This is a genomic window from Xanthomonas sp. NCPPB 901 (assembly GCF_056725085.1).
Genome location: NZ_CM161511.1, coordinates 953813 through 975955, shown reverse-complemented (window position 1 = coordinate 975955; position 22143 = coordinate 953813). Strand labels below are relative to the sequence as shown.

Below are 22143 nucleotides of genomic sequence, written 5' to 3'. Positions count from 1 at the left end.
TCCATTCCCAAGAAAAAAGCCGGCGTTTCCGCCGGCTTTTTTCAAAACTTATTCCGATTCCCACCACATCCAGAAGCTGTCCCACAGACGCTTGAAGAACCCGGCCTCGTCGACCGCCTTCAGCGCCACCAGCGGGGCCTGCGCCACCACCTTGCCGTCCAGGGTCACCTTGACCATGCCGATCGCCTGGCCCTGCTTGATCGGCGCCTCCAGGGTCTTCGGCACTTCGATCGACGGCTTCAGTTCGTTGTAGCGGCCGCGCGGCACGCTGACCAGAAGCGGCTGCGCCACGCCCAGCAGCACCTGCTTCTCGGTGCCCTTCCACACGCGCTGCTGCGCGACCTGCTTACCCGGCTCGTACAGGCTGTGGGTCTCGAAGAAGCGGAAACCCCAGTTCAGCAGCGCCAGGCTGTCCTCGGCGCGCTGCTTCTCGGAGCTGTCGCCCATCACCACCGCGATCAGGCGCTGGTCGCCGCGCTTGGCCGAGCTGAGCAGGCAGTAACCGGCCTCGGAGGTGTGGCCGGTCTTGATGCCGTCCACGCTGGGGTCGCGCCACAGCAGCAGGTTGCGGTTCGGCTGGGTGATGTCGCCGACGCGGAATTCCTTGATCTTGTTGTAGGCGTAGGTTTCCGGGTAGTCGCGCACCATCGCCCGGCCCAGCAGCGCCAGATCGTAGGCGGTGGTGTAGTGGCCTTCGGCCGACAGGCCGTGGGCGTTGACGAAGTGCGAGCCGGTCATGCCGATCTTCTTCGCGTACTCGTTCATCAGCGACGCGAAGGCTTCCTCGCTGCCGGCGGTATGTTCGGCCAGCGCGATCGCCGCGTCGTTGCCGGACTGGATCGCCATGCCCTTTTCCATGTCTTCCAGGCGCGCGGTCTTGTTGACCGGGAACCCGCTGTAGCTGCCGTCGGTGCCGGCACCGCCCTCGCGCCAGGCGCGCTCGCTGAGCATGACCTGGTCGTCGCGGGTGATCTTGCCCTGCTTCAGTTCGGCCGCGATCACGTACGAGGTCATCACCTTGGTGATGCTGGCCGGGGCCACGCGTGCGTGTTCGTTCTCGCCGGCCAGCACCTGGCCGGTGGCGTAATCCATCAGCACCCAGGACTTGGACACGGCCGGCTTCGGCGCGGGCGGGATCGCCACGGCGGCCGGAGCGGCGGCAGCCGGCGGCGCGGGAACCGGACCGGGCGTCTGCGCGGAAACCAGGCCGACGGCGAACGTGGCCACGGCAGCGACGGCGAAGCGGAATTTCATCTAAAACGACTCCTGCTGGGCCCGAAGGCCGATGGAAAACGTGACATTGTAGGCCGAGCCGGCGCCCGGGCAGGCGCACACGCACTGCCGCCACGCACCGGCGTTAAGCCATCGGCCATGGCGAGCCGTCGGGACGGGCCTCAGTCCTTGACGATCTGCGGCCGGCCGAAGCCGAGACCGGCGATGCGGGTGGCCAGCTCGGCGGCGCGACCATGGTCCTCGGCCGCCACCCGCAGCCGCCACAGGGTGCGGCCACCGGAAACGATATCGCTGATGCTGGCGCCGACGATGCCGGCCGAGGCCAACTGCGACAGCGCGCGGTTGGCGTTCTCGCGGCTGGCGAAGCTGGCCACCTGCAGCAGGATGCCGAGCGGTCCGCGCGCGTTGTCGGCCTCGGCGCGCGGCGCGGTACTGGCGACCGGTGCGGGCGCGGCGGCCGGGGTCGCCACGGCGACGGTCGGCGCGGTCGCGGCGGCCGCAGGTGCGGCGGCAGGCGTGGCGGTCGCGGTGCGGCGGGATCCGCGCAGCGGGGTGCTCGCCGCGGCCACGCTGGGCGCCGACGTGGCCGGCGTGGCCGGCTTGCCGGTGGCCACGCGCACGCCGCGCGACTTCATCCAGGCGTCGAAGCGGTCGCCATCGCCGACCCGGCCCGGCGCGTCCTGCACGCGATAGCGCCAGCGCTCGCCTTCCGGCAGCGCCGCTGCCGTGGCCGTGGCCGCCGCAGCGGTGGGCGCCGCGACCGCGGCCGGGACGGCGCGCGCCGGCACGCTCGCGGCGGCGGCCACCGTGCCGCCGGCCGACTTCGCCGGCAGGGTCTTCACCAGGTCGTCCATCTCCGCCGCGCGCCGCACCGCCGCGGGGTCGCGGGTGGCGGCATCGCTGCGCGCGCTGGCCAGCAGCGTCGCCGGCGCGCGGCCGGTGCGGCGCCGCGCCAGCAGGTCGCCGTTGTCGGCCGGGGTCAGTCCGCGCACTTCCACGCGGCCGGTGCCCTTGCCGGTGATGCCGAGCTTGACCGCGGCCGCGTAGCTCAGGTCGATCAACCGGTCGTCATGGAAGGGACCGCGGTCGTTGATCCGCACCACCACCGACTCGCCGTTGTCCAGGTTGGTGACCAGGGCGAAGCTGGGCAGCGGCAGGGTCTTGTGCGCGGCGGTGAACGCGTACATGTCGTAGACCTCGCGGTTGGAGGTCAGCCGGCCATGGAACTTGCTGCCGTAGTACGAGGCGGTGCCGCGCTCGACGTAGCTGTGCGGATCGTCGATGACCACGTACTCGCGGCCCAGCACCATGTACGGCGAGCGGTTGCCGATCGCCGAGCGCGGCTCGTCGGTGACCAGCGGCTCGGGAATGCAGGCGACGTTGGGCACGTAGTCCGGCGTGCTGTCGCGCACCCCGGGCGCGTACAGCCCGCCGGCGGTGTAGTTGCCGCGCTTGGACGGGTCTTCCTTGGCCGGCGCGTAGGGCGAGGTCGACGGGCAGCCGGTGGCGACATGCGCCGGCCCCTTGCCTTCGACCCGGATGCCGGGCCCGGCGCCGCCGGCGGTCTTCTTCGGAGTGCTGCTGCAGGCGGCCAGCGCCAGCACAGCGACGACGGGAGCGATCCGGAGCAGCGCGTTCGGGTTCATGCCGGGGGTAACTCCTTGCCGGCGATGGCCTGGGACAATTGATACACGGCCATCGCGTACATCTTGGAAATGTTGTAGCGGGTGATCGCGTAGTAGTTCTGGAAGCCCAGCCAGTACTGCTTGCCGGCGCTGCCGTCGAGCGCGATCGGCGTGGCGGTGGCGCCGGCCGGCACCGGCACGTTCGGCGTGTAGCCGCGCGCGGCCAGGTCGGCCAGGGTGTAGGTCGGCGTCCAGTCGGTCGGATTGAATTCCTCGGCGCCGGGACGCAACGTGGCCGGCACCGCGACCAGGCCGCCGCGCACCCAGCCGCCCTTCTTGACGAAGTAGTTGGCGATGGACGAGAACGCGTCGTCGTAGTCGGTGAACAGGTTGCGCTTGCCGTCGCCATCGCCGTCGACCGCGAACTGCCGGTAGCTGGACGGCATGAACTGGCCCAGGCCCATCGCGCCGGCGTAGCTGCCGATCAGGGTGGTGACGTCCAGGTTTTCCTCGCGGCCCAGCGCGAACAGCTGGCCCAGCTCGTCGCGGAAGAACAGTTCGCGGCGTACCTCGCGCTCGAGCTTGGCCGGGTCGCCGCTGCGCGGATAGCGGAACGCCAGCGTGTACAGCGCGTCCAGCACGCGGTAGGCGCCGGCGTTCTTGCCGTAGCTGGTCTCCACGCCGATGATCGCCACGATGATCTCGGCCGGCACGCCGGTGCGCGCCTGCACGCGCTGCAATTCGTCGCGGTGCGCGGCCAGGAAGGCGCGGCCGCCGTCGATGCGCGCCTGGCTGATGAACATCGGCCGGTACTCGCTCCACGGCTTGACCCGCTCGGCCGGCCGCGACATCGCCGCCACGATCGCATCCTTGAACTGCGCCTGCGCCAGGGTCGCCTCGATCTGCGCCGGATCCAGGCCGTACCGGGCCGCGGTGTCGCGGACGAAATTGGCGCGGGCGACCTCGAACGGGACCGGGGTCAGGTCCACCGGGGGCGCCTGCACCGCCTCGGGCGCGGCCTCCACCGGCGATGCCGGGCGCGGGGCCGGCGGCGGCGCGCTGGCCTGCGGCGGCGAAGACGGCGCCTTGGGCTGGGTCGCGCATGCGACCAGGCCAAGCGTGAGCAGGCAAATCAGCGAGCGTCGGATCATGCCGGCAGATTAACAGAGTCAAGATGAATTTCTACCAATAACGCCATGAAACAAAAGAACTTTGCTACAGGTCAAGTGCGCCTGCAGCATGAGCTGCCGGCGAGCGCCGGGCGCGTGCGGCGCCCCTGGCCGCGCCGGTGGCACAAAAAAGCCGTCGGAGTCGCCCCCGACGGCCCGGCTTTCACACGCTGGCCCGCTCAGAACGGCGCGTCGATCTCGACCACGTCGATCAGCTTGTGATTGACGAATTCCTTGATGCCCAGCCCGATCAGTTCGCGCCCGTAGCCGGAACGGCGCAGCCCGCCGAACGGCAGGTCGGCCTTGACCATGGTCGGATGGTTGACGAACACCATGCCGGTGGAGATGCGCCTGGCCACCGCCACGCCGCGCGCATCGTCGCCGGTGAACACCGAACCGCCGAGGCCGAACGGCGAATCGTTGGCGATGCGCACCGCGTCGTCCTCGTCCTTGGCCCGGAACACCATGGACACCGGGCCGAAGAATTCCTGGTGGTAGGCGGGGTTGTCCGGGGCGACGTCGGTGAGGATGGTCGGCTGCACGAACGCGCCATGCACCGGCACCGGCGGCCCGACCTCGGTCGCGGTGGCGCCATGCCTGACCGCCTCGGCGATCTGCCGCTTCAGGTCGTCGGCCGCGCCCTGCGAGGACAGCGGCGCCAGCGTGGTCGCCGGATCCATCGGGTCGCCGGCACGCAAGGCCGCCACGCCGGCGCGGTAGCGCTGCAGGAACGGCTCGTACACCTCCTGCACCACGATCATGCGCTTGGACGACACGCAGACCTGGCCGCCGTTCCAGTGGCGGCCGAACACCGCCCACTTCACCGTCTTCTCCAGCGGCGCATCGTCCAGCACCACGAAGGCGTCGGCACCGCCCAGCTCCATGGTCGACTTCTTCAGCGCCTTGGCCGCCTGTGCGGCGACGATGGCGCCGGCGCCTTCCGACCCGGTGAGCGCCACGCCGTGCACGCGCGGGTCGTTGAGGATGGTCTCGACCTGGCCGCGAGTGGCGTACAGATTGACGAAGGCCCCGGCCGGCAGTCCGGCCTCGGCCATCAGCGCCTCGAACTTGGCCGCGCACTGCGGCACGTTGGAGGCATGCTTGAGCAGCATGGTGTTACCGGCCGACAGTTGCGGGGCGATGATCCGCGCGATCTGGTAGTACGGAAAGTTCCACGGCTCGATCGCCAGCAGCACGCCCAGCGGTTCGTGCACCACCATCGCCCTGCCCTCGGCCGGATCGGCCACCGGCAGGTGCTCCGGCGCCAGCAGGCGTTCGGCGTTGACCGCGTAGTAGGTGAAGATGTCCGCCGACAGCCGCACCTCGGCTTCGGCCTCGCCGATCAGCTTGCCCATCTCCAGCGTCAGCAGTTGGGCGTACTCGCGCGTGTTGTCGCGCAGCAGCTGCGCTGCCGCATGCATCACCCTGGCGCGTTCGGCGAAGGAGGTCTGCTTCCATTGCCGGAAGGCGGCGTCGGCGGCGCCGATCGCGTCCAGCACCTGCGCATCGGTGGCGTCGGGAAAGCTGGCGAGCAGTTCGCCGGTATAGGGATTGCGGGTCGCATACGTCATGGTCGTGTCCTCGGGGAAGGTCGGGGAGCGCCGGGCGCCTGGCGCCGGCGAGGGAGTCGGTGGGCTCAGGCGGCCAGTTCCTTGACCGCCTGCACCATGCGGTTGAGCACCGCGGCGGCGTCGCCGTAGACCATGTCGCAGTTGTCGCCGTAGAACAGCAGGTTCTCCACGCCGGCGTAGCCCTTGCCCTGGCCGCGCTTGATCACGTAGACCTGGTGCGCCTGGTCGGCGTTGAGGATCGGCATGCCGTAGATCGGCGAGGCCTTGTCGGTGCGCGCGGCCGGATTGACCACGTCGTTGGCGCCGATCACCAGCGCCACGTCGGTGCTGGCGAAGCTGTCGTTGATGTCCTCCATGTCGTAGATCAGGTCGTAGGGCACGCCGGCTTCGGCCAGCAGCACGTTCATGTGCCCGGGCATGCGCCCGGCGACCGGATGGATGGCGAACTTCACGTCGACCCCGGCGGCCTGCAGCAGCTTCACCAGTTCGTAGAGCCGCCCCTGCGCCTGCGCCACGGCCAGGCCGTAGCCGGGCACGATGATCACGCTGGAGGCATAGCGCATCGACGTCGCCGCATCGCCCGGATCGACCGCGGTCATGCGGCCCTGCACGTCGCCCTGCGCGACCGCGGCGCCGTCGCCGAAATTGCTGAACAGCACGTTGCTCAGCGAGCGGTTCATCGCCTTGGCCATCAGCACGGTCAGCAAGGTGCCGGCCGAGCCGACCACCATGCCGGCGATCATCAGTGCCGGGTTCTGCAGGGCGAAGCCTTCCAGGCCCACCGCCAGGCCGGTGAACGCGTTATACAGCGAGATCACCACCGGCATGTCGGCGCCGCCGATCGGCAGCGTCATCAGCACGCCGAAGCACAGCGCGGCGGCGAAGAACGCCGGCGCCACCCAGCCGCCGCCCGTGTGCGTGACCACCAGCGCGCCGAGCGCCAGGGCGGCCAGGAACACCGCGGCGTTGCACACGCTCTGTCCCTTGAATCGCCAGGCGGTGTTGAGGCGGCCATCGAGCTTGGCCCAGGCGATCACCGAACCGGACAGCGAGATCGCGCCGATCAGCGCGCCCAGCACGGTCACCGCCAGGTGCAGGCCGCCCTGCGGCGGCTGCCGTGCGGTCAACGCGACGCCGGCCACCGCCGCCGCCGCACCGCCGCCCATGCCGTTGTACAGCGCCACCATCTGCGGCATCGCGGTCACCGCGACGCGGCGGCCGCTGCGCCAGGCCCAGGCAGCACCCAGCGCCAGCGCCAGCAGCGCCAGGGCCAGGTTGGTCGCGGCATGCCCGCGCGCAGCGGGCTGCAGGTCGGCGAGATAGCCGAAGGCGGCGGCCACCGCGATCAGCATGCCGACCCCGGCCAGGACGATGCCGCGCAACGCGGTCACCGGCGAGGACATGCGCTTGAGACCGAGGATGAACAGCAACGCGGCGGCGAACCCGCTCAGTTCCACCAGGAGCGCGAGCATGGCCCTACTCCTTCGCGGTCGGCGTGGCGCTGGGCTTGAACATCGCCAGCATGCGGTCGGTGACCACGTAGCCGCCGGCGGCGTTGCCGGCGCCCAGCAACACGCCGACGAAACCGATCGCCTGGCCGGCGACGGTGTCGGCGTTGAACAGCGCGTGCATCGCGCCGACCACGACGATGCCGTGGACGAAGTTGGAACCGGACATCAGCGGCGTGTGCAGGATCGACGGCACCTTGCCGATCACTTCGTAGCCGGTGAACGCGGCCAGCATGAACACGTACAACGCGATCAGCCAGCTCATCGACAGATCCAGGGACATGACTCAGGACTCCTTGACGGAAACGGATGCGGCGGCCTGCAGCGGCGGATGGCAGAGGCGGCCGTCGTGGGTGAGCGCGGTGCCGGCGACGACCGCATCGTCGAAATCCGGCGCCAGTGCGCCGTCGCGCACCAGCAGGTCGAGCAGGCCCAGCAGGTTCTTGGCGTACAGCTCGCTGGCGTGCTGGGCCAGCGCCGAGGGCACGTTGCGCGGGGCGACGATGGTGGCGGGGCCCACTTCCACGGTCTGCCCCGGCACGCTGCCTTCGCAGTTGCCGCCGCTGTCGGCGGCCAGATCCACGATCACCGCACCGGGCTTCATGCCGGCGATCTGCTGGCGGTCGATCAGGATCGGCGCGGTGCGCCCGGGCACGTTGGCGGTGGTGACGATCAGATCGGCCTGCTGGATGTGCTGGGTCAGCACCGCTGCGGCCTTGGCCCGCTCCTCGGCGCTGAGTTCGCGCGCATAGCCGCCCTCGCCGCGCGCGTCGATGCCGGTGTCGACGAAGCGCGCACCGACCGACTGCGCCTGCTCGCGGGTTTCCGGACGCACGTCATAGCCTTCGGTGATCGCGCCGAGCCGGTGCGCGGTGGCCAGCGCCTGCAGGCCGGCCACGCCCAGGCCCATCACCAGCACGCGCGCGGCGCGCAGCGACCCGACCGCGGTGGTCATCATCGGCAGGATCCGCGGCAGGTGCACGGCGCCGAGCAGCGGCGCGTAATAGCCGGCCAGCGCGGCCTGGCTGGACAGCACGTCCAGCGCCTGCGCGCGACTGATGCGCGGCACGGTCTCCATCGCGAAGGCGGTGATGCGGCGTTCGCACAGCAGCTCCAGCAGCCCGGGCGCCTTGGCCGGGTACAGCATCGCGATCAGCATGCTGCCCGGGCGCAGCGCCGCCAGCGTGCGCAGCGTTGGCGCCTGCACCGCCAGCAGCAGGTCCGCGCCGGCCACCACCTGCTGCGCATCCTCGAGCACGGTAGCGCCGGCATAGGCCGCATCCGGCAGCCGCGACCCGTTGCCGGCGCCGGCCTGCAGCCGCAGTTGCGCACCCAGCTTGGCCAGCTTCGGCAGCACCGCAGGCACCAGCGCCACGCGGCGCTCATCGGCCTGTTCTTCCCTCAGCACTGCAACAGTGAACGCCATGATCGCGGCTCGCTCGGAGGACGCATGCACTGTGCGCGCCGGCGTGCGCGCGGGCATTGATCCAGATCAAGCGCGCTGCGCGCAAGCGTGCGCAGACGTAACCGAACGGCCTTGCGGCGGCTGCAGGCATGGCTGCGGACCATGCGGTGCGCGCGATCAGCGGCGGCGCCGCACGCAGGGCTTCAACGCGTGGCAGTGCATGCCGATGCCTGGCGCCGACAGCTCGGCGACGCAGACGACCGCGCCGGGAGCTTCGCCAGCGTTGCGCGTTACAGCGCCGGAAACACCGGCGCGTGGGTGCAGGCCGGGACCGACCCGGCGAGCGTGGTCGCGTAGGTGGAGGCGGCGCTGCTGTCCTGGCTCAGCTGCAGGTTGGACTGGTCCACGCCGATGCGCGCATTGCGGGCATACAAGGTGGTGACGTCGGCGGACACGTGCGCCAGCACCAGGTCCAGCGGCGTCGCCGCGCTGTAGCCCTGCACGGTGCTGCCCTTGCCGGCGGGCGTGTCCTGCGCGCGCAGGCCATCGACCACGATCCCGGCGAAGGTGGGCACGCTGCCGCTGCGGCTGTCGCCGTGGTCGTGGCCGTACAGCGGCGTGATCAACAGCGGCCTGGCCACGCCGAACAGGCAGGTGTTGCGGTAGAGCACGTCGCGCACCGGGCCGCCCTTGGCCAGGCCGGTCTTGATGCGCAGGCCGTTGTTGTCGGTGGCGAGGATGCCGTCGGCATCGTGGCCGACCAGACGGTTGCCGTCCACCAGCACGTTGCCGACGCCGTACATCACCTCGCTGCCGATGGAGATGCCGTGCGTGCCGTAGAAGCGCGAGTCGCGCACGGTGATGTCGGCCGAGCGCGCGGCGCTGGTCTTGATCGCGATGCCGTCGTCGCCGGCCATCACGTCGTTGTCGGCCAGGGTCGCGTTGCGCACGCTGTCCAGATCCAGGCCGTCGGTGTTGGGGCTGTTGGCCGGCGCCCTGACCCGCACGCCCCACACGGTGACGCCGTCGCCACCATGCACGAACAGGTGGAAGTACGGCGCGTCGATCAGGTTGACGTGGTAGAGCTGCAGATCGGCGACGTCCTGGGCGCGGATCAGGTCGGGCGCGTTCTGGGTCAGGCCGGCGGCCTTGGCGCTGCGCGCGAACTGCCACCAGCTGTCGTCGCCGCCGAGCATCGGCAGGTCGCCGCGGCCGTCGATGCTGCCCTGGTGGCCGGCGGCGTCGCGCACGCCCATCACGCCCAGGGCGTGCCCCTGCAGGGTGATCAGCGCGCGGCAGCCACCACTGCGGGCCGCGGCCTGGCCGCAGGCGTTGCGGCCGGGCACCTGGTAGTCGGCGGGCTGGCGCGAGGCGAACAGGGTCGCGCCACTGTCGATCACCAGCGTGGTGTTGCTGCGGATCGTCAACGGTCCGCTGAGGAAGGCATTGCCGCTGCCGGCACGCAGCAGCACCGCGCCGTGCGCACCGGCGGCGCAGCGGTCGAGCGCGGCCTGGATGCGCGCGGTGTCCGGCGGGCGGCGCTCCTGCGCGTCGGCGAAGCGGCGCTGCGGCGCCTGCAAGGTGGCGTCCAGCGCCATGCACACCGGCGGCAGGTGCGGTTCGACGACGCGACGGGTATCGCCGGTCGCGGCGGCGCTGGCGAACGCAGCGGCGGCGAGCACGCCGCCGAGCACCAGCGCGACGCGTCCCCGCACGCTCATTGGCGGAGCGTGGCGTGCGACGGCGGCAGCGTGGCCGCGGGCGCCGCCTGCAGCTCGGCGACGGGCGGGCGCGCGTCGGCGGACAGCTGCTGCCAACGATCGTCGACGATCGTGGCCAGCCCGGCCGGGTGCTGGTCGAAATGATGACCGCCGTGCAACATCACCACCTCCGCTCCGCGCGCGCGCAATTGCGGGCAAAGCGTATCGGTTTCCTTGTCGCCATACACGCACAGCAGTTGCGCCGGGGCGATGCGCGCCAGTTCCGGCTGCACCGGCAGCGCGTCGTCGGCGTCGCCGAGATTGAACCAGCCGCGCACGCGGATCTGGAAATCGGCCTTGTGCTCCAACCCCAGCAAGGCCACCAGGCCGACCTGCTCGCGCTGCGCCGGCGGCAGCCGGTTGACCATGAACGGCAGCGTGGTGGCGCCGAAGGAATAACCGACCAGCAGGATCTTCTGCGGATGCCAGCGCTGCTGGTAGTAGGCGATGACCCGGCTCAGGTCGGCACTGGCCCGCGCCGGCGGCTTGGCCCGCCAGAAGTAGCGCAGGCTGTCCCAGCCGACCACGGCGATGCCGCGGCGCTGCAGGGCCTCGGCCATGCCCTTGTCGATGTCGCGCCAGCCGCCGTCGCCGGACAGCACGATGGCCAGCGGCGCGCCCGGGGTGTTCGACGGCAGTTCGGTCAGCGGCAGGTCGTCCAGCGCGCCGCCGCGGCCACGCGCATGCAGATGCGCGGCGACGCGTGCGGCCAGCGTGGCGTCCACGCCGCCAGCGCCCGGTGCCGCCACGGTGTCGACGAAGCCTTGCGCCGGCGTGGCGGCGGCGGTGCCGGCGCAGACCTCGGTCGGCGCCGGCGCCACGCCGATGGCGCCGCCCAGGGTGGCGGTGGGCGCGGCACCGACGATGCGCTCGGCCAGGGTCGCGGCGGTGCCGGTGCCGGCCAGCACCGGCAGGTAGTAGCTGTCGCCGTGCAACTGCCGCTGCAGCCGCCGGCTCAACTGCTCGGCGTCGTGCCAGGCCTTGTCGCAACCGTGGCCGCCACGGCGCAGATGCCTCAGATAGCGCTGGCCGTCGACCACCGCGACCAGTGCGCCGCTGGCGGCGATGCGCCGCGCCGCCTCCTGCCGCTGCGCCGGGCTGCCGCTGGCCAGCAGGATCACCAGTCCCTGCGGCGCGCCCTGCGGATGCACCAGGGTCGTACGGCCGTAGCCGCGGGCGTGCAACGCCCCCGGCGGAAAGTAGTAGCGCAGCAGTGCGTAGCCGCTCAGGCCCAGCACCACGCTCGTCAACAGCAACACACGCAGGAATTTCATCGACACGCATCCATCTCGGCCAGCGCCGAGCATCGGGACAACCACAAGGAACGGCGAGGGAGCGGCGGACGACGTGGACGGACCGGCTACAGCCCGGATCGGCGGATGCGCTGCGTGGGGAGCCTCGGCGATGTGGGCGGGGATGGATGCGTGGGGTCGCACCGGCCTGCCCGGAAAGTTCCTGCGAACGTGTGGACCGGGGGGAGCGGTGCGCGCCACGTGGCATCGGCACGCATTGTGCGCAAGCGCGACACGCGCTGCAATCATTCGGTCATCTGCCTGCAAGGGCACGGTTAAGCCAGCGTGCGCCGGCCGCGCCGCGGCGCGCTCAGTAGCCGTGCACCGGACGGTGCGCCTTCACCGCCATCACCAGACCCAGCCCGGCCAGCAGCGACACCGCCGAGGTGCCGCCGTAGCTCATCAGCGGCATCGGCACGCCGACCACCGGCAACAACCCGGAGATCATGCCGCCGTTGACCAGCACGTAGACGAAGAACGCCAGGCCGGTGGCGCCGGCCAGCAGCCGCGAGAAGGTGTCGCGCGCCTGCGAGGCGATCCACAGACAGCGCCCGATCACCACCAGGTACAGGGTCAGCACCGTGGCCACGCCGATCCAGCCGAACTCCTCGCTGAGCACGGAGAAGGCGAAGTCGGTGGTCTGCTCGGGGATGAAGTTCAGGTGCGACTGCGAACCCAGGCCCCAGCCCTTGCCGTGCAGGCCGCCGGAGCCGATCGCGATCTTGGACTGGATGATGTTCCAACCCGCGCCGAGCGCGTCGTTCTCCGGGTTGAGGAACATCATGATGCGGTCCTTCTGGTAGGGCCGCAGCAGCCACAGCCAGGCCACCGGCGCAGCCGCGGCGACGCCGCCCACGGCGATGCCCACCCACCACCACGGCAGGCCGGCCAGCAGCAGCACGAAGCCGCCGCTGGCAGCGATCAGCACGCCGGTGCCGAAGTCCGGCTGCAGCATGATCAAGGCGGTGGGAATGCCGATGATGACCGCGCTGACCAGCACCGTGGGGATGCGCGGCGGCAGCGGCATGCGGTGCAGGTACCAGGCCACCATCATCGGCATGCTGATCTTCAGCAGCTCGGCCGGCTGCAGGTAGAACACCTTCAGGTCCAGCCACTGCCGCCCGTACTTGCCGGTGCCGAGCACGAACACCGCCAGCAGCGGCAGCATCGACAGCGCGTAGATCAGCGGGGTCCAGGCGCGCAGGCGCAGCGCTGAGACCCGCGACAGGCTCCACATCGCCGCCGCGCCGATGGCGAAGCGCGCGCCCTGTGCCATCACCAGGTGCATGCCACCGGCGCTCTTGAGCACCGCCAGCCCCATCGCCATCAGCGCGCCCAGCGCCAGGCACAGCGGCCAGTCCAGGGTGCGGGTGAAGCGGCCGCCGATCTCGACCAGCCAGCGCAGGAAATCCTTCATCGCTCGTCCGGAATCTCGTCGGGGATCGGCGGCGGCGCGGCCGGCAGCGGCACCGCCGCGGCATCGACCTCGGCCTGGCCGATCAGCACCGGGCGTTCGCCGGCGGCCAGCGCCACCGCATCGGCGGCGGCGCGCGAGCCCGGGTCCTCGGCGTAGTACAGATGGCTGCCGAAGGCGGTGGCGCCGCGCAGGCTGTCCAGCGGCTCGACCCCGGGCGGCAGCCGGCCGAGCAGCCAGGCATCGAAGATCTTGCGCGCGATCGGCGCGGCGGTGCTGGCGCCGTAGCCGCCGCCTTCCACGGCGATCGCCAGGGCGATGGTCGGCCGCTCGGCCGGCGCGAAGCCCTCGAACAGCGAACGGTGGCGCAGGTGCATCGGCAGGCTACGCGGATCGACCGCGGCCAGGCCCTTGCGGCTGACCACCTGCGCGGTACCGGTCTTGCCGGCCATCTGGTACGGCGCGCCGACGGTGATGGAGTAACCGCTGCCGCCCGGGCGCATGGTGTCCATCATGCCTTCGCGCACCGCCTGCAGATTGCCGGGATTGTCGCTGATCGGCTTGCTCTGGCCCGGCTGCACCGGCGCCCACGGCTGGTCGAAGGCCTGGCGCGTGGCCATCACCAGGTGCGGCGTGCGCAGTTGCCCGTCGGCGATGCCGGCGACCCCGCGCACCAATTGCAGCGGCGTCACCTTCCAGTCGCCCTGGCCGATGGCGATGTTGACCGTGTCGCCGGGGTACCAGGCTTCCTTGCGGCTCTTGGCCTTGTAGGCCGGCGACGGCACGATGCCGCCGGTCTCGCCGACCAGGTCGATGCCGGTGGGCACGCCAAAGCCGTAGCGGGTCATGTACTGGTCGACCTTGGTGATGCCCATGTCGATGGCCAGCTTGTAGTAGTAGGTGTTCACCGACTGCGCGATCGACTTGCGCAGGTCGGTCCAGCCATGGCCGCCGCGGTGCGAGTCGCCCCAGCCGCGGCTGACCCCGGGCAGGTAGAACATGCCGGTGGAGAGGATCTTGTCCTCCGGGCGGCGGGTGCCGCTGTCCAGGCCGGCCAGGCCCATGAACGGCTTGATGGTGGAGCCGGGCGCCACGCCGCCCAGCACCAGGCGGTTGAACTGCGGCCGCGACGGGTCGCTGTTGAGCGCCTGGAAATCGGCGTGGGAGATGCCGTTGACGAACAGGTTGGGGTCGTAGGACGGCAGGCTGACCATCGCCAGGATCTCGCCGGTGCGCGGATCGATGGCGATGGCCGAACCCTGGTAGTCGCCGAACGCGGCGACCATGGCGCGCTGCAGGTCGGCGTCGATGGACAGGCGCAGGTCGGCGCCGGACTGCGCCGGCACCCGGCCGACGGTGCGGATCGCGCGGCCCTGCACGTTGGTCTCGACCTGTTCGTAGCCGACCTTGCCGCGCAGCGCTTCCTCGTAATAGCGCTCCAGCCCGGACTTGCCGATGTGGGTCAGCGCGGCGTTGCCCTCGCCCAGCGCCTCCAGGTCCTTCTCGTCGATGCGGCCGACGTAGCCGATGACGTGCGCGAACAGGTCGCCATAGGGGTAGTGCCGGGTCAGGTAGGGTTCCAGCTCCACGCCCGGGAAGCGCCAGCGGTCCACCGCGAAGCGCGCCCGCTCCTCCTCGCTGACGCGCAGCTTCAGGGTGATCGGGCGGAAGCTGCGGCTGGCCTTGCGCGCGGCCTGGAAGCGTTCGAGGTCCTCCGGCGACAGCGCGATGACCTTGCCCAGCTCGGCCAGCAGCGCGTCCATGTCGGCGACCTTGTCCGGGGTCACGTCGAGCCGGAACGCGGGCACGTTCTCGGCCAGCAGGCGGCCGTTGCGGTCGTAGATCATGCCGCGCCCGGGGACCACCGGCCGCGGCTTGATGCGGTTGGCGTCGGAGCGGGTGGCATAGACGTCGTGGTCCAGCACCTGCAGCTTGAAGTACCAGGCGCCCAGGCCCAGCAGCGCCAGCAGCACGCACAGGAAGCCCAGCGCCGCGCGGCGCCGGAACTGCTCGGCCTCGGCGTGCGGGTTCTTCTGCGCGCGGCGCGGATGCAGGGCCATTGCTACTTGCTCCGCCGGCCCAGCCGCAGCGCGTCCAGCAGCACGAACAGCGGCGGCCACAGCGCCATGCCCAACAGCGGCGCCCACCAGTAGCTCCACGGCAGCGTTGGCTCGCCGACCGCCAGGTGCACCGCCGCGGCGACGATGCGGTCGTTGACCAGCAGGCCGCCGATCGCCAGCGCCTGCTGCGACATCGGGAAGAAGCGGATGCGCGCGCGGAAGCGCTGCAGGATGAAACTCAGGATCACCAGCCGCAGCGCCTGCTCGCCCAGCACCCCGCCGTACAGCAGATCGGCCAGCACCCCGACCGCGAAGGCGAAGCCCAACCCGACCTTGTCCGGGGTTTCGATCACCCAGTACGCCACCACCAGCGCCAGCCAGTACGGCCGCAACGGCTGCACCACCAGCGGCAACGGCATCAGCCCCAGCAACAGCGCCACGATCACGCTGACCGGGAGCACCCAGCCTTTGCTGCGCAGGCGGCTCATTGGCCCGTCTCCTTTGGAGCCGGGCGGGAATCGGGAATGGGGAGTCGGGAATCGGTGGTCGCGCGTGCCTGCTTGGTCGGCTGCGGGGCGGTCGCGGTGCCGGACGGGTGCACGTTTGGCGATGTCGGAGCGGCGGCTCCGCTTGCGGGGGCTTGGGTCACGCCCTGCGCTGGCTTGGCGTCACCGCTTTGTGCTGCTCCAGCCACGGGCGAGGCTCCTTCCGCTGCCGCGGACGCCGGCGTCGGCAATTCCCGATTCCCGATTCCCCATTCCCGGCTCTTCAGCAACAACACATCCCGCCCCCGGTCCAGCTTCGCCGCCGGCTTCAGTTCGCCGACCAGGAAGGCGTGGGTGTCGTCCGGGCGCAGGGCGGAGATGGTGCCGACCGGGAAGCCGGCCGGGAAGCGGCCGCCCAGGCCGGAGGTGACGATCTCGTCGCCCACCTCGACCCCGGCGCTGAGCGGGATGTCGCGCAGTTCCAGGCTGCCGCCGCGGCCGTAGACGATCAGGCGCACGCCGTTGCGCGCCACCGTCACCGGCACCGCATGGTCGGGGTCGGTCAGCAGCAGCACGGTGGAGTGCAGCGGGGTCACCGCGATCACCTGGCCCATCAGGCCGCCGGCGTCGATCACCGCCTGGCCGACGTGCACGCCGTCGCGGCTGCCGGCGTCGAGCACCAGCCGCTGCCGGGTCGGGTCCAGGTCGATGTCCAGGATCGGCGCCAACTGCACGTCCAGGCCGCGGCGCTCGGCCACGCCCAGCAGTTCGCGCAGCTGCGCGTTGTCCAGCGCCGCGGTCTGCAGCCGGGTCAGGCGCGCCTTGGCGATCAGCAGTTCGTTGCGCAGCGCGCGGTTTTCCTTGACCAGCTGAGCGTGACTGGCCGCGTTCTCCTGCACCTGGCTGCCCAGCCGCCCGGGCAGGCCGGCCAGCGCCCAGATCGGCTGCACCAGTACGGTGGCCTGGCTGCGCAGGCGGGCCAGCCAGTCGGCCTGCGCGTCGAGCACGATCAGCACCAGCGCCAGCGCCAGGTAGGCCAGCAGGCGCGGCGTGCTGGCGGATTCGCCGGGGCGGGCGGTGACGGGAGGACCGGCGTAAGGAGGCACGGGTTAAAGCCGGGAATGGGGAATCGGGAGTGGGGAATCGGAAAGCAACGGCGCGCTCCCGGCGCGATCAGGCCGGGGCGCAAGCAGACGACTGGAGACGGAGCCGGCGCTGCGGAGGCGGTGGGGCCATTCTATTCCCCATTCCCGATTCCCCAGTCCCGGCCTCACGCTCACTCCGGCGCGAAGAACTCGTTGCCGTGCATGTCCACCAGTTCCAGCGCACGGCCGCCGCCGCGGGCCACGCAGGTCAGCGGATCGTCGGCGACCTGCACGTGCAGGCCGGTTTCCTCGGAGATCAGCCGGTCCAGGTCGCGCAGCAGCGCGCCGCCGCCGGTCAGCACGATGCCGCGCTCGGCGACGTCGGCGCACAGTTCCGGCGGGGTCTGCTCCAGCGCCAGCTTGACCGCCGAGACGATGCCCGACAGCGGCTCGTGCAGCGCTTCCAGCACTTCGTTGGAGTTGATCTTGATCATCTTCGGCACGCCCTCGGCGAGGTTGCGGCCGGAGATCTCCATCTCCTGCACCACCGCCTGCGGGTAGGCGCAGCCGATCTCCAGCTTGATCCGCTCGGCGGTGGCCTCGCCGATCAGCATGCCGTGGTTGCGGCGCACGTAGTTGGTGATCGACTCGTCGAAGCGGTCGCCGCCGATGCGCACCGACTGCGAATAGACGATGCCGTTCAGCGAAATGACCGCGACCTCGGTGGTGCCGCCGCCGATGTCGATGACCATCGAGCCGCGCGCCTCGGTGACCGGCATGCCGGCGCCGATCGCCGCGGCCATCGGCTCCTCGATCAGGTACACGTCGCGGGCGCCGGCCTCCTCGGCCGATTCCTTGATCGCGCGGCGCTCCACCTGGGTGGAGCCGGCCGGCACGCACACCAGCACGCGCGGGCTGGGGCGCAGGAAGCGCGACTTGTGCACTTTCTTGATGAAATGCTTCAGCATCGCCTCGGTGTAGGTGAAGTCGGCGATGACGCCGTCCTTCATCGGGCGGATGGTGGTGATGTGGCCGGGGGTACGGCCGAGCATCTGCTTGGCCTCGGCGCCGACCGCGGCCACCGAGCGGGTACCGCCGATCGCCCGATCCTGGCGCACCGCCACCACCGACGGTTCGTTCAGCACGATGCCCTGGCCACGCACGTAGATGAGGGTGTTGGCCGTGCCCAGATCGATGGACAGGTCGTTGGAGAACATGCCGCGGAGTTTCTTGAACATCGGGGGATTGGGTCCTGGGGCGCGCGCCGTCGCCAGAATGGCGAAAAAATGGGCAGAAAACGAAGTCCGCTAGCCTAGCAATCCGCCTGGGTGCGGGCAAGGAAAACTCGCTAAAACCGCGCCTTGCGCGACATTGCCGGGGCCTGCGCGGATCGCGGTTCTGGCCCTGACAGGCCGCAGCCGTTACCCTTTGCGCCGCGGCGACCCCGCCCTCGCCCGCCTGAATGCGGGTTCACCCTTCCGCCAAGGCTTGCCCGATGTCTGCACTGATCTGTGGTTCTCTCGCTTACGACACCATCATGGTGTTCCCGGACCAGTTCAAGAACCACATCCTGCCGGACAAGGTGCACATCCTGAACGTGTCGTTCCTGGTGCCGCGGATGCGCCGCGAGTTCGGCGGCTGCGCCGGCAACATCGCCTACAACCTGCACCTGCTGGGCGGCGACCCGATCCCGATGGGCACCGTGGGCCAGGACTTCGGCCCGTACCGCGAGCATTTCCAGGCGCTGGGCATCGACCTGTCGCGGGTCAAGGTGATCGAGGAGCTGTTCACCCCGCAGGCGTTCATCACCACCGACCACGACAACAACCAGATCACCGCCTTCCACCCCGGGGCGATGATGCGCAGCTACGAGAACCACGTGAAGGACGTGCCGGGCGTGACCCTGGGCCTGGTCGGCCCGGACGGGCGCGAGGGCATGATCCAGAACGCCGAGGAGTTCAGCGCCGGCGACGTGCCGTTCATCTTCGACCCCGGCCAGGCCATGCCGCTGTTCAACGGCCCGGAGCTGCGCCAGTTCATCGAACAGGCCGACTACGTGGTGGTCAACGACTACGAGTCCAACCTGCTGCAGGAGCGCACCGGCTGGGACGAGAAGGACATCGTCTCGCGCGTGCAGGCCTACATCACCACCCAGGGCCCGAAGGGCGCGCTGGTGCACACTCCCGAGAAGACCTACGACATCCCGCCGGCGCACGAGCGCCGCGTGGTCGACCCGACCGGCTGCGGCGACGCCTTCCGCGCCGGCCTGATCTTCGGCATCCAGCGCGGCTGCGACTGGCTGACCATCGGGCGGATGGGCAACCTGATGGGCGCGCTGAAGGTCGAGCACCCCGGCACGCAGAACCAGCGCTTCGACTTCGACGAGTTCAACGACCAGTTCAAGCAGCAGTTCGGCTACGCGTTATAAGGCGGGGATTGGGGCCGGCCGGACGACGGCGTCGGCATCCGCTCATCGCGCCCCTCGTCCGCCGTGCCGCACCGCCCCCAGGCAGACACTAGCGTCCAGGCTTGTAGCACCGATCCGGGCAGGGCTAGACTCGGCCGCCCGCGTCGATGGAATGATCGGATGGACACCACGCCTCGCTGCATCGACAGGATCCTGTCCACTGCAACGTCCCTGCGCGGACTCCTGCTGACCGTGTACTGCGCAGCCACCCTCTGCGCCTGCGGCAACGCCGACCAGGCAGCCGCGGGTACCGCGCCTTCCACCCGGCCGCTGCCCGCTGCCAGCGGCCCGGCGGCGGCGCAGGTCGATGCGGCGCCTGCCGTGACGAACGGTGCGGCGGCCGCGCAAGTGCTCCCCGGTCACTACGCCACCCAACCCGGCTGGGGCCAGCTGACCGTTCAGTCCGATGCACGTTTCACCCTGGAAACGCAGAATGTCGATGCCGGTTGCAGCTTCAGCGGCACGCTGCACGGCCTCCAGGCCGCGGTCGACGACGGCACCTGCACGCTGCAGATCGCACCCACGGCAAATGGCGTGGCGGTGGCCGCCACGGCCGGTGCCGAGAGCGCATGCCGGGAGTACTGCGGCGGCAACGGCAGCTTCGCAGGCGACTATCTGAAACAGGATGCCGCCTGCACGTCGCAAGCAATGCAGCGCACGCGCAGGGCCTTCCAGTCATCCTACGATCGCAAGGACTACGCGGGTGCCGAAGCGGCACTTGCGCCGTTCTACCACGACTGCTTGGCGGGCCTGAGCTTCAGCGATGCAGGTGCGATCCGCAACGACTACGCGCTGACTCAGCACAAGCTCGGCGACGATGCCGGATGCCGACAGACGCTGGCGCCCTACCGGGACGACGCCAAGCGCAGCGACGAGGCCATCAGCGAAGGCATGACGCCCGCCCTCGTCGAGGATTACCTCCGCGTGATCCACGCCGCACGCACCAACCTCCAGCTCTGCGGAGACGGCAGAGGCTGACGCTAGCGCCACAGGGACGACACACCATCAGGGAACAGCGACATGTCCGACCCGAACAACGCCCCCACTGCGGCAAGGCCGCAACTCAGCGACGCGCAACTCAGGACCTTGGGCTACTTCGCCATCGGCGTGGCCTCGGAAGGCAGCCTGGGTTCCAAGAATGTCGCCTATAGCCTGTCGTTCGCCGGATCGTTCGAAGGCAACACATTGAAGCCGGTCGCCAACAGCGGCTTCAGCATCGGCACGCTGCAGACCGACCTGGGCGCGCATCCGGACGTGGTCCCGACGCTGGTGGACGCCTACCAGACATGGGCCGCCAGGCAGACCCCAAGTCTGGCACTGTCGGAAAACCAAAGAACCCAGACGATCTCCGATCTGCAGCGCAATGGCGATGCCATCCGTGCGGACCACGGCCGCGCGCCCGATACAACCGTCCTCAAGAACCTCAACACCTTCCTGGCCTCCGACGCAGGGGTGCAATTCGTGCACGACCGCGACCGCACGCAAATCGAACATCTGATGCGCGAAGGCGACGGCAAGAAGGATCCGGGCGGCGCGCTGCATCAGTTGCGCCAGACCGACCTGTACAAGAATGCAGGCCTGGACGACCAGGCCAAGTACGCCACCGTGCTCATGAAGCTGGAGAACCAGGCGGGCAAGGGCCAGTATCCGAAGATCCTCAAGGGCATCAACGACGGCAGCCTCGGCAGCGTCGAGGACGTGGTGAACAAGGTGGACGCGCTGCTGCCGAACAAGACCAGCAAGAAAGGCGAAGTGGTGCCGGATTACATCGAGAGCGGCGTCCACCACGCGCTCGCCGGCACCGAGGTGTTCAACAAGCTTCGGGCCGCGCAGCCAGGGAATCCGCTGCATGACGCCTTCACTGCGGTCTCGGCCGACCCGTTGCGCAGCCCGGTCGATTTGAAGCGCGATACTGCCCACGCGGATGCGCTGCATCAGTACGACGCGACCAAGACCTTGTTCCTGCAGAACAGGCAATCGCCGAAACTGATCGCCGCGCTCGATCAGGACAGTACGTTCGGCTACAACCTCATCGGCCGGAACGGCAAGACGGTCGCGCAGTCGTCGAACCTGTTCGGCGCGGACAACGATGTTGTTGTCTTCGACGGCAACGGCCATGGCACCGCTTTCGTCGGCGGCAAGTGGAGCGCGGTGCAACGCGACGAGGTCAAGCGTATCGGCAACGCCGATCAGAGCGTCGACCTGCAACTGCGCAAGGACGGCAAGAGCGAAACGCTGCTGCACGTACCGACCCCGGCGCAGTTGCGTGAACGCAGCGAACAACAGCAACCGCAAGCGCCTGTGCCGGATCGCGCTCGGGCGTCGACGCCCAGCCCGAACGACACCCACCACCCGCACCATGCGCTGCTCGAACAGATTCGCGAGGGCGTCAGAAAGATCGACCAGGATCTGGGCAAGCCCTACGATGCGGCCAGTGAACGCCTGAGCCGAGCGGCTCTGGCCGCTTGCCGGGACAATGGCGGCCCTGGCAACGCTCCGCTGGCCTCGAATGCGCTGGAGCGGGCGGACCGCGTGGCGCTCACCGAGAAGGGCCACCTGGTGGTGGTCGAGGGCGAACAGCGCGATCCGGCGCAAAAGCGCGCCAGCGTGGATGTGCAGGTGGCGCTCGCCACCCCGGTGGAACAGTCCGACCAGCGACTGCTGGCCGCCAACCAGGCGATCGACCGCGAACGGCAGCTCGCGCAACAGCAGGAATTGGCGCGCGAGCGGGACGCGCCGAGTCGCAACGGCCCGACGCTGGCGTAAGCCCAGCTTCGGCCGGGCGCAGACAGGAGCGCGCAACACGCTCCATGCCGGGCACGCTGTGCGGCAGGCCATTGATCGGCCTCCCCCGCCGCCGTTACTGCGCACCAGGGCCTGCGCAATGCCACATGGCGCTGCCGGAACGTGGTGCGCCCTGCGTGTCCGCTGACAGTCCTGGCGGTGCGAGGATCCCGATTGAACCGGCGAACCGATGGCGCCAAGGCCATGATTTTGCTGCACTGCGGGTTGAGCGCCGGTCCGGTTTGTGCGTCACTTGTGCAAGGATCCCCTGGGGGGACGAGAGCG

Annotated in this window: 17 protein-coding genes; 3 read left to right on the top strand and 14 right to left on the bottom strand. The window is 70.1% G+C overall.

Annotation, left to right across the window (positions count from 1 at the left end):
• Window positions 1–48: 48 nt before the first annotated feature.
• From AC1PME_RS04030 to AC1PME_RS03965, 14 genes are all read right to left on the bottom strand, one after another.
• Window positions 49–1254 carry a D-alanyl-D-alanine carboxypeptidase family protein gene (locus AC1PME_RS04030; protein WP_254460396.1) on the bottom strand — a complete coding sequence of 402 codons (1206 nt, stop codon included), beginning with the start codon at window positions 1252–1254 and terminating at the stop codon, window positions 49–51.
• 140 nt (window positions 1255–1394) lie between these two features.
• Complete coding sequence (locus tag AC1PME_RS04025; protein WP_481097382.1) at window positions 1395–2879, bottom strand: septal ring lytic transglycosylase RlpA family protein; 1485 nt, start codon at window positions 2877–2879, stop codon at window positions 1395–1397.
• Entirely contained in the window at window positions 2876–4009 is a 1134-nt protein-coding gene (gene mltB, locus AC1PME_RS04020) for a lytic murein transglycosylase B (RefSeq protein ID WP_481097381.1), read from the bottom strand. Before mltB ends, AC1PME_RS04025 begins: the two co-directional genes overlap by 4 nt.
• A 197-nt stretch (window positions 4010–4206) precedes the next feature.
• The gene (locus AC1PME_RS04015; RefSeq protein ID WP_481097380.1) at window positions 4207–5598 is read right to left on the bottom strand and encodes an NAD-dependent succinate-semialdehyde dehydrogenase; all 1392 of its coding nucleotides are present in this window, start codon (window positions 5596–5598) and stop codon (window positions 4207–4209) included.
• A gap of 65 nt (window positions 5599–5663) precedes the next feature.
• Entirely contained in the window at window positions 5664–7070 is a 1407-nt protein-coding gene (locus tag AC1PME_RS04010) for an NAD(P)(+) transhydrogenase (Re/Si-specific) subunit beta (RefSeq protein WP_481097379.1), read from the bottom strand.
• 4 nt (window positions 7071–7074) lie between these two features.
• The gene (locus AC1PME_RS04005; RefSeq protein WP_254460391.1) at window positions 7075–7389 is read right to left on the bottom strand and encodes an NAD(P) transhydrogenase subunit alpha part 2; all 315 of its coding nucleotides are present in this window, start codon (window positions 7387–7389) and stop codon (window positions 7075–7077) included.
• A gap of 3 nt (window positions 7390–7392) precedes the next feature.
• Window positions 7393–8532: an NAD(P) transhydrogenase subunit alpha gene (locus tag AC1PME_RS04000; RefSeq protein WP_481097378.1), complete on the bottom strand. Its 1140-nt coding sequence runs from the start codon at window positions 8530–8532 to the stop codon at window positions 7393–7395.
• Window positions 8533–8801: 269 nt separating this feature from the next.
• Window positions 8802–10232, bottom strand: coding sequence for a glycoside hydrolase family 28 protein (locus tag AC1PME_RS03995; protein WP_481097377.1), 1431 nt, complete (start codon window positions 10230–10232; stop codon window positions 8802–8804).
• Complete coding sequence (locus tag AC1PME_RS03990) at window positions 10229–11545, bottom strand: virulence factor family protein (protein ID WP_481097376.1); 1317 nt, start codon at window positions 11543–11545, stop codon at window positions 10229–10231. The genes AC1PME_RS03995 and AC1PME_RS03990 overlap by 4 nt, the downstream gene beginning before the upstream one ends.
• Before the next feature lie 328 nt (window positions 11546–11873).
• On the bottom strand, window positions 11874–12980 hold the full coding sequence (gene rodA, locus AC1PME_RS03985) for a rod shape-determining protein RodA (protein WP_254460387.1): 1107 nt from the start codon (window positions 12978–12980) through the stop codon (window positions 11874–11876).
• The gene (gene mrdA, locus AC1PME_RS03980; protein ID WP_481097375.1) at window positions 12977–15037 is read right to left on the bottom strand and encodes a penicillin-binding protein 2; all 2061 of its coding nucleotides are present in this window, start codon (window positions 15035–15037) and stop codon (window positions 12977–12979) included. Before mrdA ends, rodA begins: the two co-directional genes overlap by 4 nt.
• Window positions 15038–15039: 2 nt before the next feature.
• Window positions 15040–15525 carry a rod shape-determining protein MreD gene (gene mreD / locus AC1PME_RS03975; protein WP_254460385.1) on the bottom strand — a complete coding sequence of 162 codons (486 nt, stop codon included), beginning with the start codon at window positions 15523–15525 and terminating at the stop codon, window positions 15040–15042.
• Window positions 15522–16628, bottom strand: coding sequence for a rod shape-determining protein MreC (mreC, locus tag AC1PME_RS03970; protein ID WP_254460384.1), 1107 nt, complete (start codon window positions 16626–16628; stop codon window positions 15522–15524). The genes mreD and mreC overlap by 4 nt, the downstream gene beginning before the upstream one ends.
• Before the next feature lie 170 nt (window positions 16629–16798).
• Window positions 16799–17845 (bottom strand): rod shape-determining protein, encoded by a 1047-nt coding sequence (locus tag AC1PME_RS03965; RefSeq protein ID WP_010343692.1) that lies wholly within the window; start codon window positions 17843–17845, stop codon window positions 16799–16801.
• A gap of 257 nt (window positions 17846–18102) precedes the next feature.
• Here AC1PME_RS03965 and AC1PME_RS03960 point away from each other — a divergent pair, with 257 nt between their 5' ends.
• The 3 genes from AC1PME_RS03960 to AC1PME_RS03950 all read left to right on the top strand — a co-directional run bounded on the left by AC1PME_RS03960 (window position 18103) and on the right by AC1PME_RS03950 (window position 21840).
• On the top strand, window positions 18103–19035 hold the full coding sequence (locus AC1PME_RS03960; RefSeq protein ID WP_481097374.1) for a carbohydrate kinase family protein: 933 nt from the start codon (window positions 18103–18105) through the stop codon (window positions 19033–19035).
• Window positions 19036–19539: 504 nt separating this feature from the next.
• Entirely contained in the window at window positions 19540–20052 is a 513-nt protein-coding gene (locus AC1PME_RS03955; protein ID WP_481098065.1) for a hypothetical protein, read from the top strand.
• 42 nt (window positions 20053–20094) lie between these two features.
• The gene (locus AC1PME_RS03950; RefSeq protein ID WP_481097373.1) at window positions 20095–21840 is read left to right on the top strand and encodes an XVIPCD domain-containing protein; all 1746 of its coding nucleotides are present in this window, start codon (window positions 20095–20097) and stop codon (window positions 21838–21840) included.
• The last annotated feature ends 303 nt before the right edge of the window (window positions 21841–22143 follow it).

Excerpts from the sequence above, each read along its gene's own strand:
- AC1PME_RS04030 (WP_254460396.1), bottom strand. The coding sequence starts at position 1,254 with ATGAAATTCCGCTTCGCCGTCGCTGCCGTGGCCACGTTCGCCGTCGGC.
- AC1PME_RS04025 (WP_481097382.1), bottom strand. The coding sequence starts at position 2,879 with ATGAACCCGAACGCGCTGCTCCGGATCGCTCCCGTCGTCGCTGTGCTG.
- mltB (WP_481097381.1), bottom strand. The coding sequence starts at position 4,009 with ATGATCCGACGCTCGCTGATTTGCCTGCTCACGCTTGGCCTGGTCGCA.
- AC1PME_RS04015 (WP_481097380.1), bottom strand. The coding sequence starts at position 5,598 with ATGACGTATGCGACCCGCAATCCCTATACCGGCGAACTGCTCGCCAGC.
- AC1PME_RS04010 (WP_481097379.1), bottom strand. The coding sequence starts at position 7,070 with ATGCTCGCGCTCCTGGTGGAACTGAGCGGGTTCGCCGCCGCGTTGCTG.
- AC1PME_RS04005 (WP_254460391.1), bottom strand. The coding sequence starts at position 7,389 with ATGTCCCTGGATCTGTCGATGAGCTGGCTGATCGCGTTGTACGTGTTC.
- AC1PME_RS04000 (WP_481097378.1), bottom strand. The coding sequence starts at position 8,532 with ATGGCGTTCACTGTTGCAGTGCTGAGGGAAGAACAGGCCGATGAGCGC.
- AC1PME_RS03995 (WP_481097377.1), bottom strand. The coding sequence starts at position 10,232 with ATGAGCGTGCGGGGACGCGTCGCGCTGGTGCTCGGCGGCGTGCTCGCC.
- AC1PME_RS03990 (WP_481097376.1), bottom strand. The coding sequence starts at position 11,545 with ATGAAATTCCTGCGTGTGTTGCTGTTGACGAGCGTGGTGCTGGGCCTG.
- rodA (WP_254460387.1), bottom strand. The coding sequence starts at position 12,980 with ATGAAGGATTTCCTGCGCTGGCTGGTCGAGATCGGCGGCCGCTTCACC.
- mrdA (WP_481097375.1), bottom strand. The coding sequence starts at position 15,037 with ATGGCCCTGCATCCGCGCCGCGCGCAGAAGAACCCGCACGCCGAGGCC.
- mreD (WP_254460385.1), bottom strand. The coding sequence starts at position 15,525 with ATGAGCCGCCTGCGCAGCAAAGGCTGGGTGCTCCCGGTCAGCGTGATC.
- AC1PME_RS03965 (WP_010343692.1), bottom strand. The coding sequence starts at position 17,845 with ATGTTCAAGAAACTCCGCGGCATGTTCTCCAACGACCTGTCCATCGAT.
- AC1PME_RS03960 (WP_481097374.1), top strand. The coding sequence starts at position 18,103 with ATGTCTGCACTGATCTGTGGTTCTCTCGCTTACGACACCATCATGGTG.
- AC1PME_RS03950 (WP_481097373.1), top strand. The coding sequence starts at position 20,095 with ATGTCCGACCCGAACAACGCCCCCACTGCGGCAAGGCCGCAACTCAGC.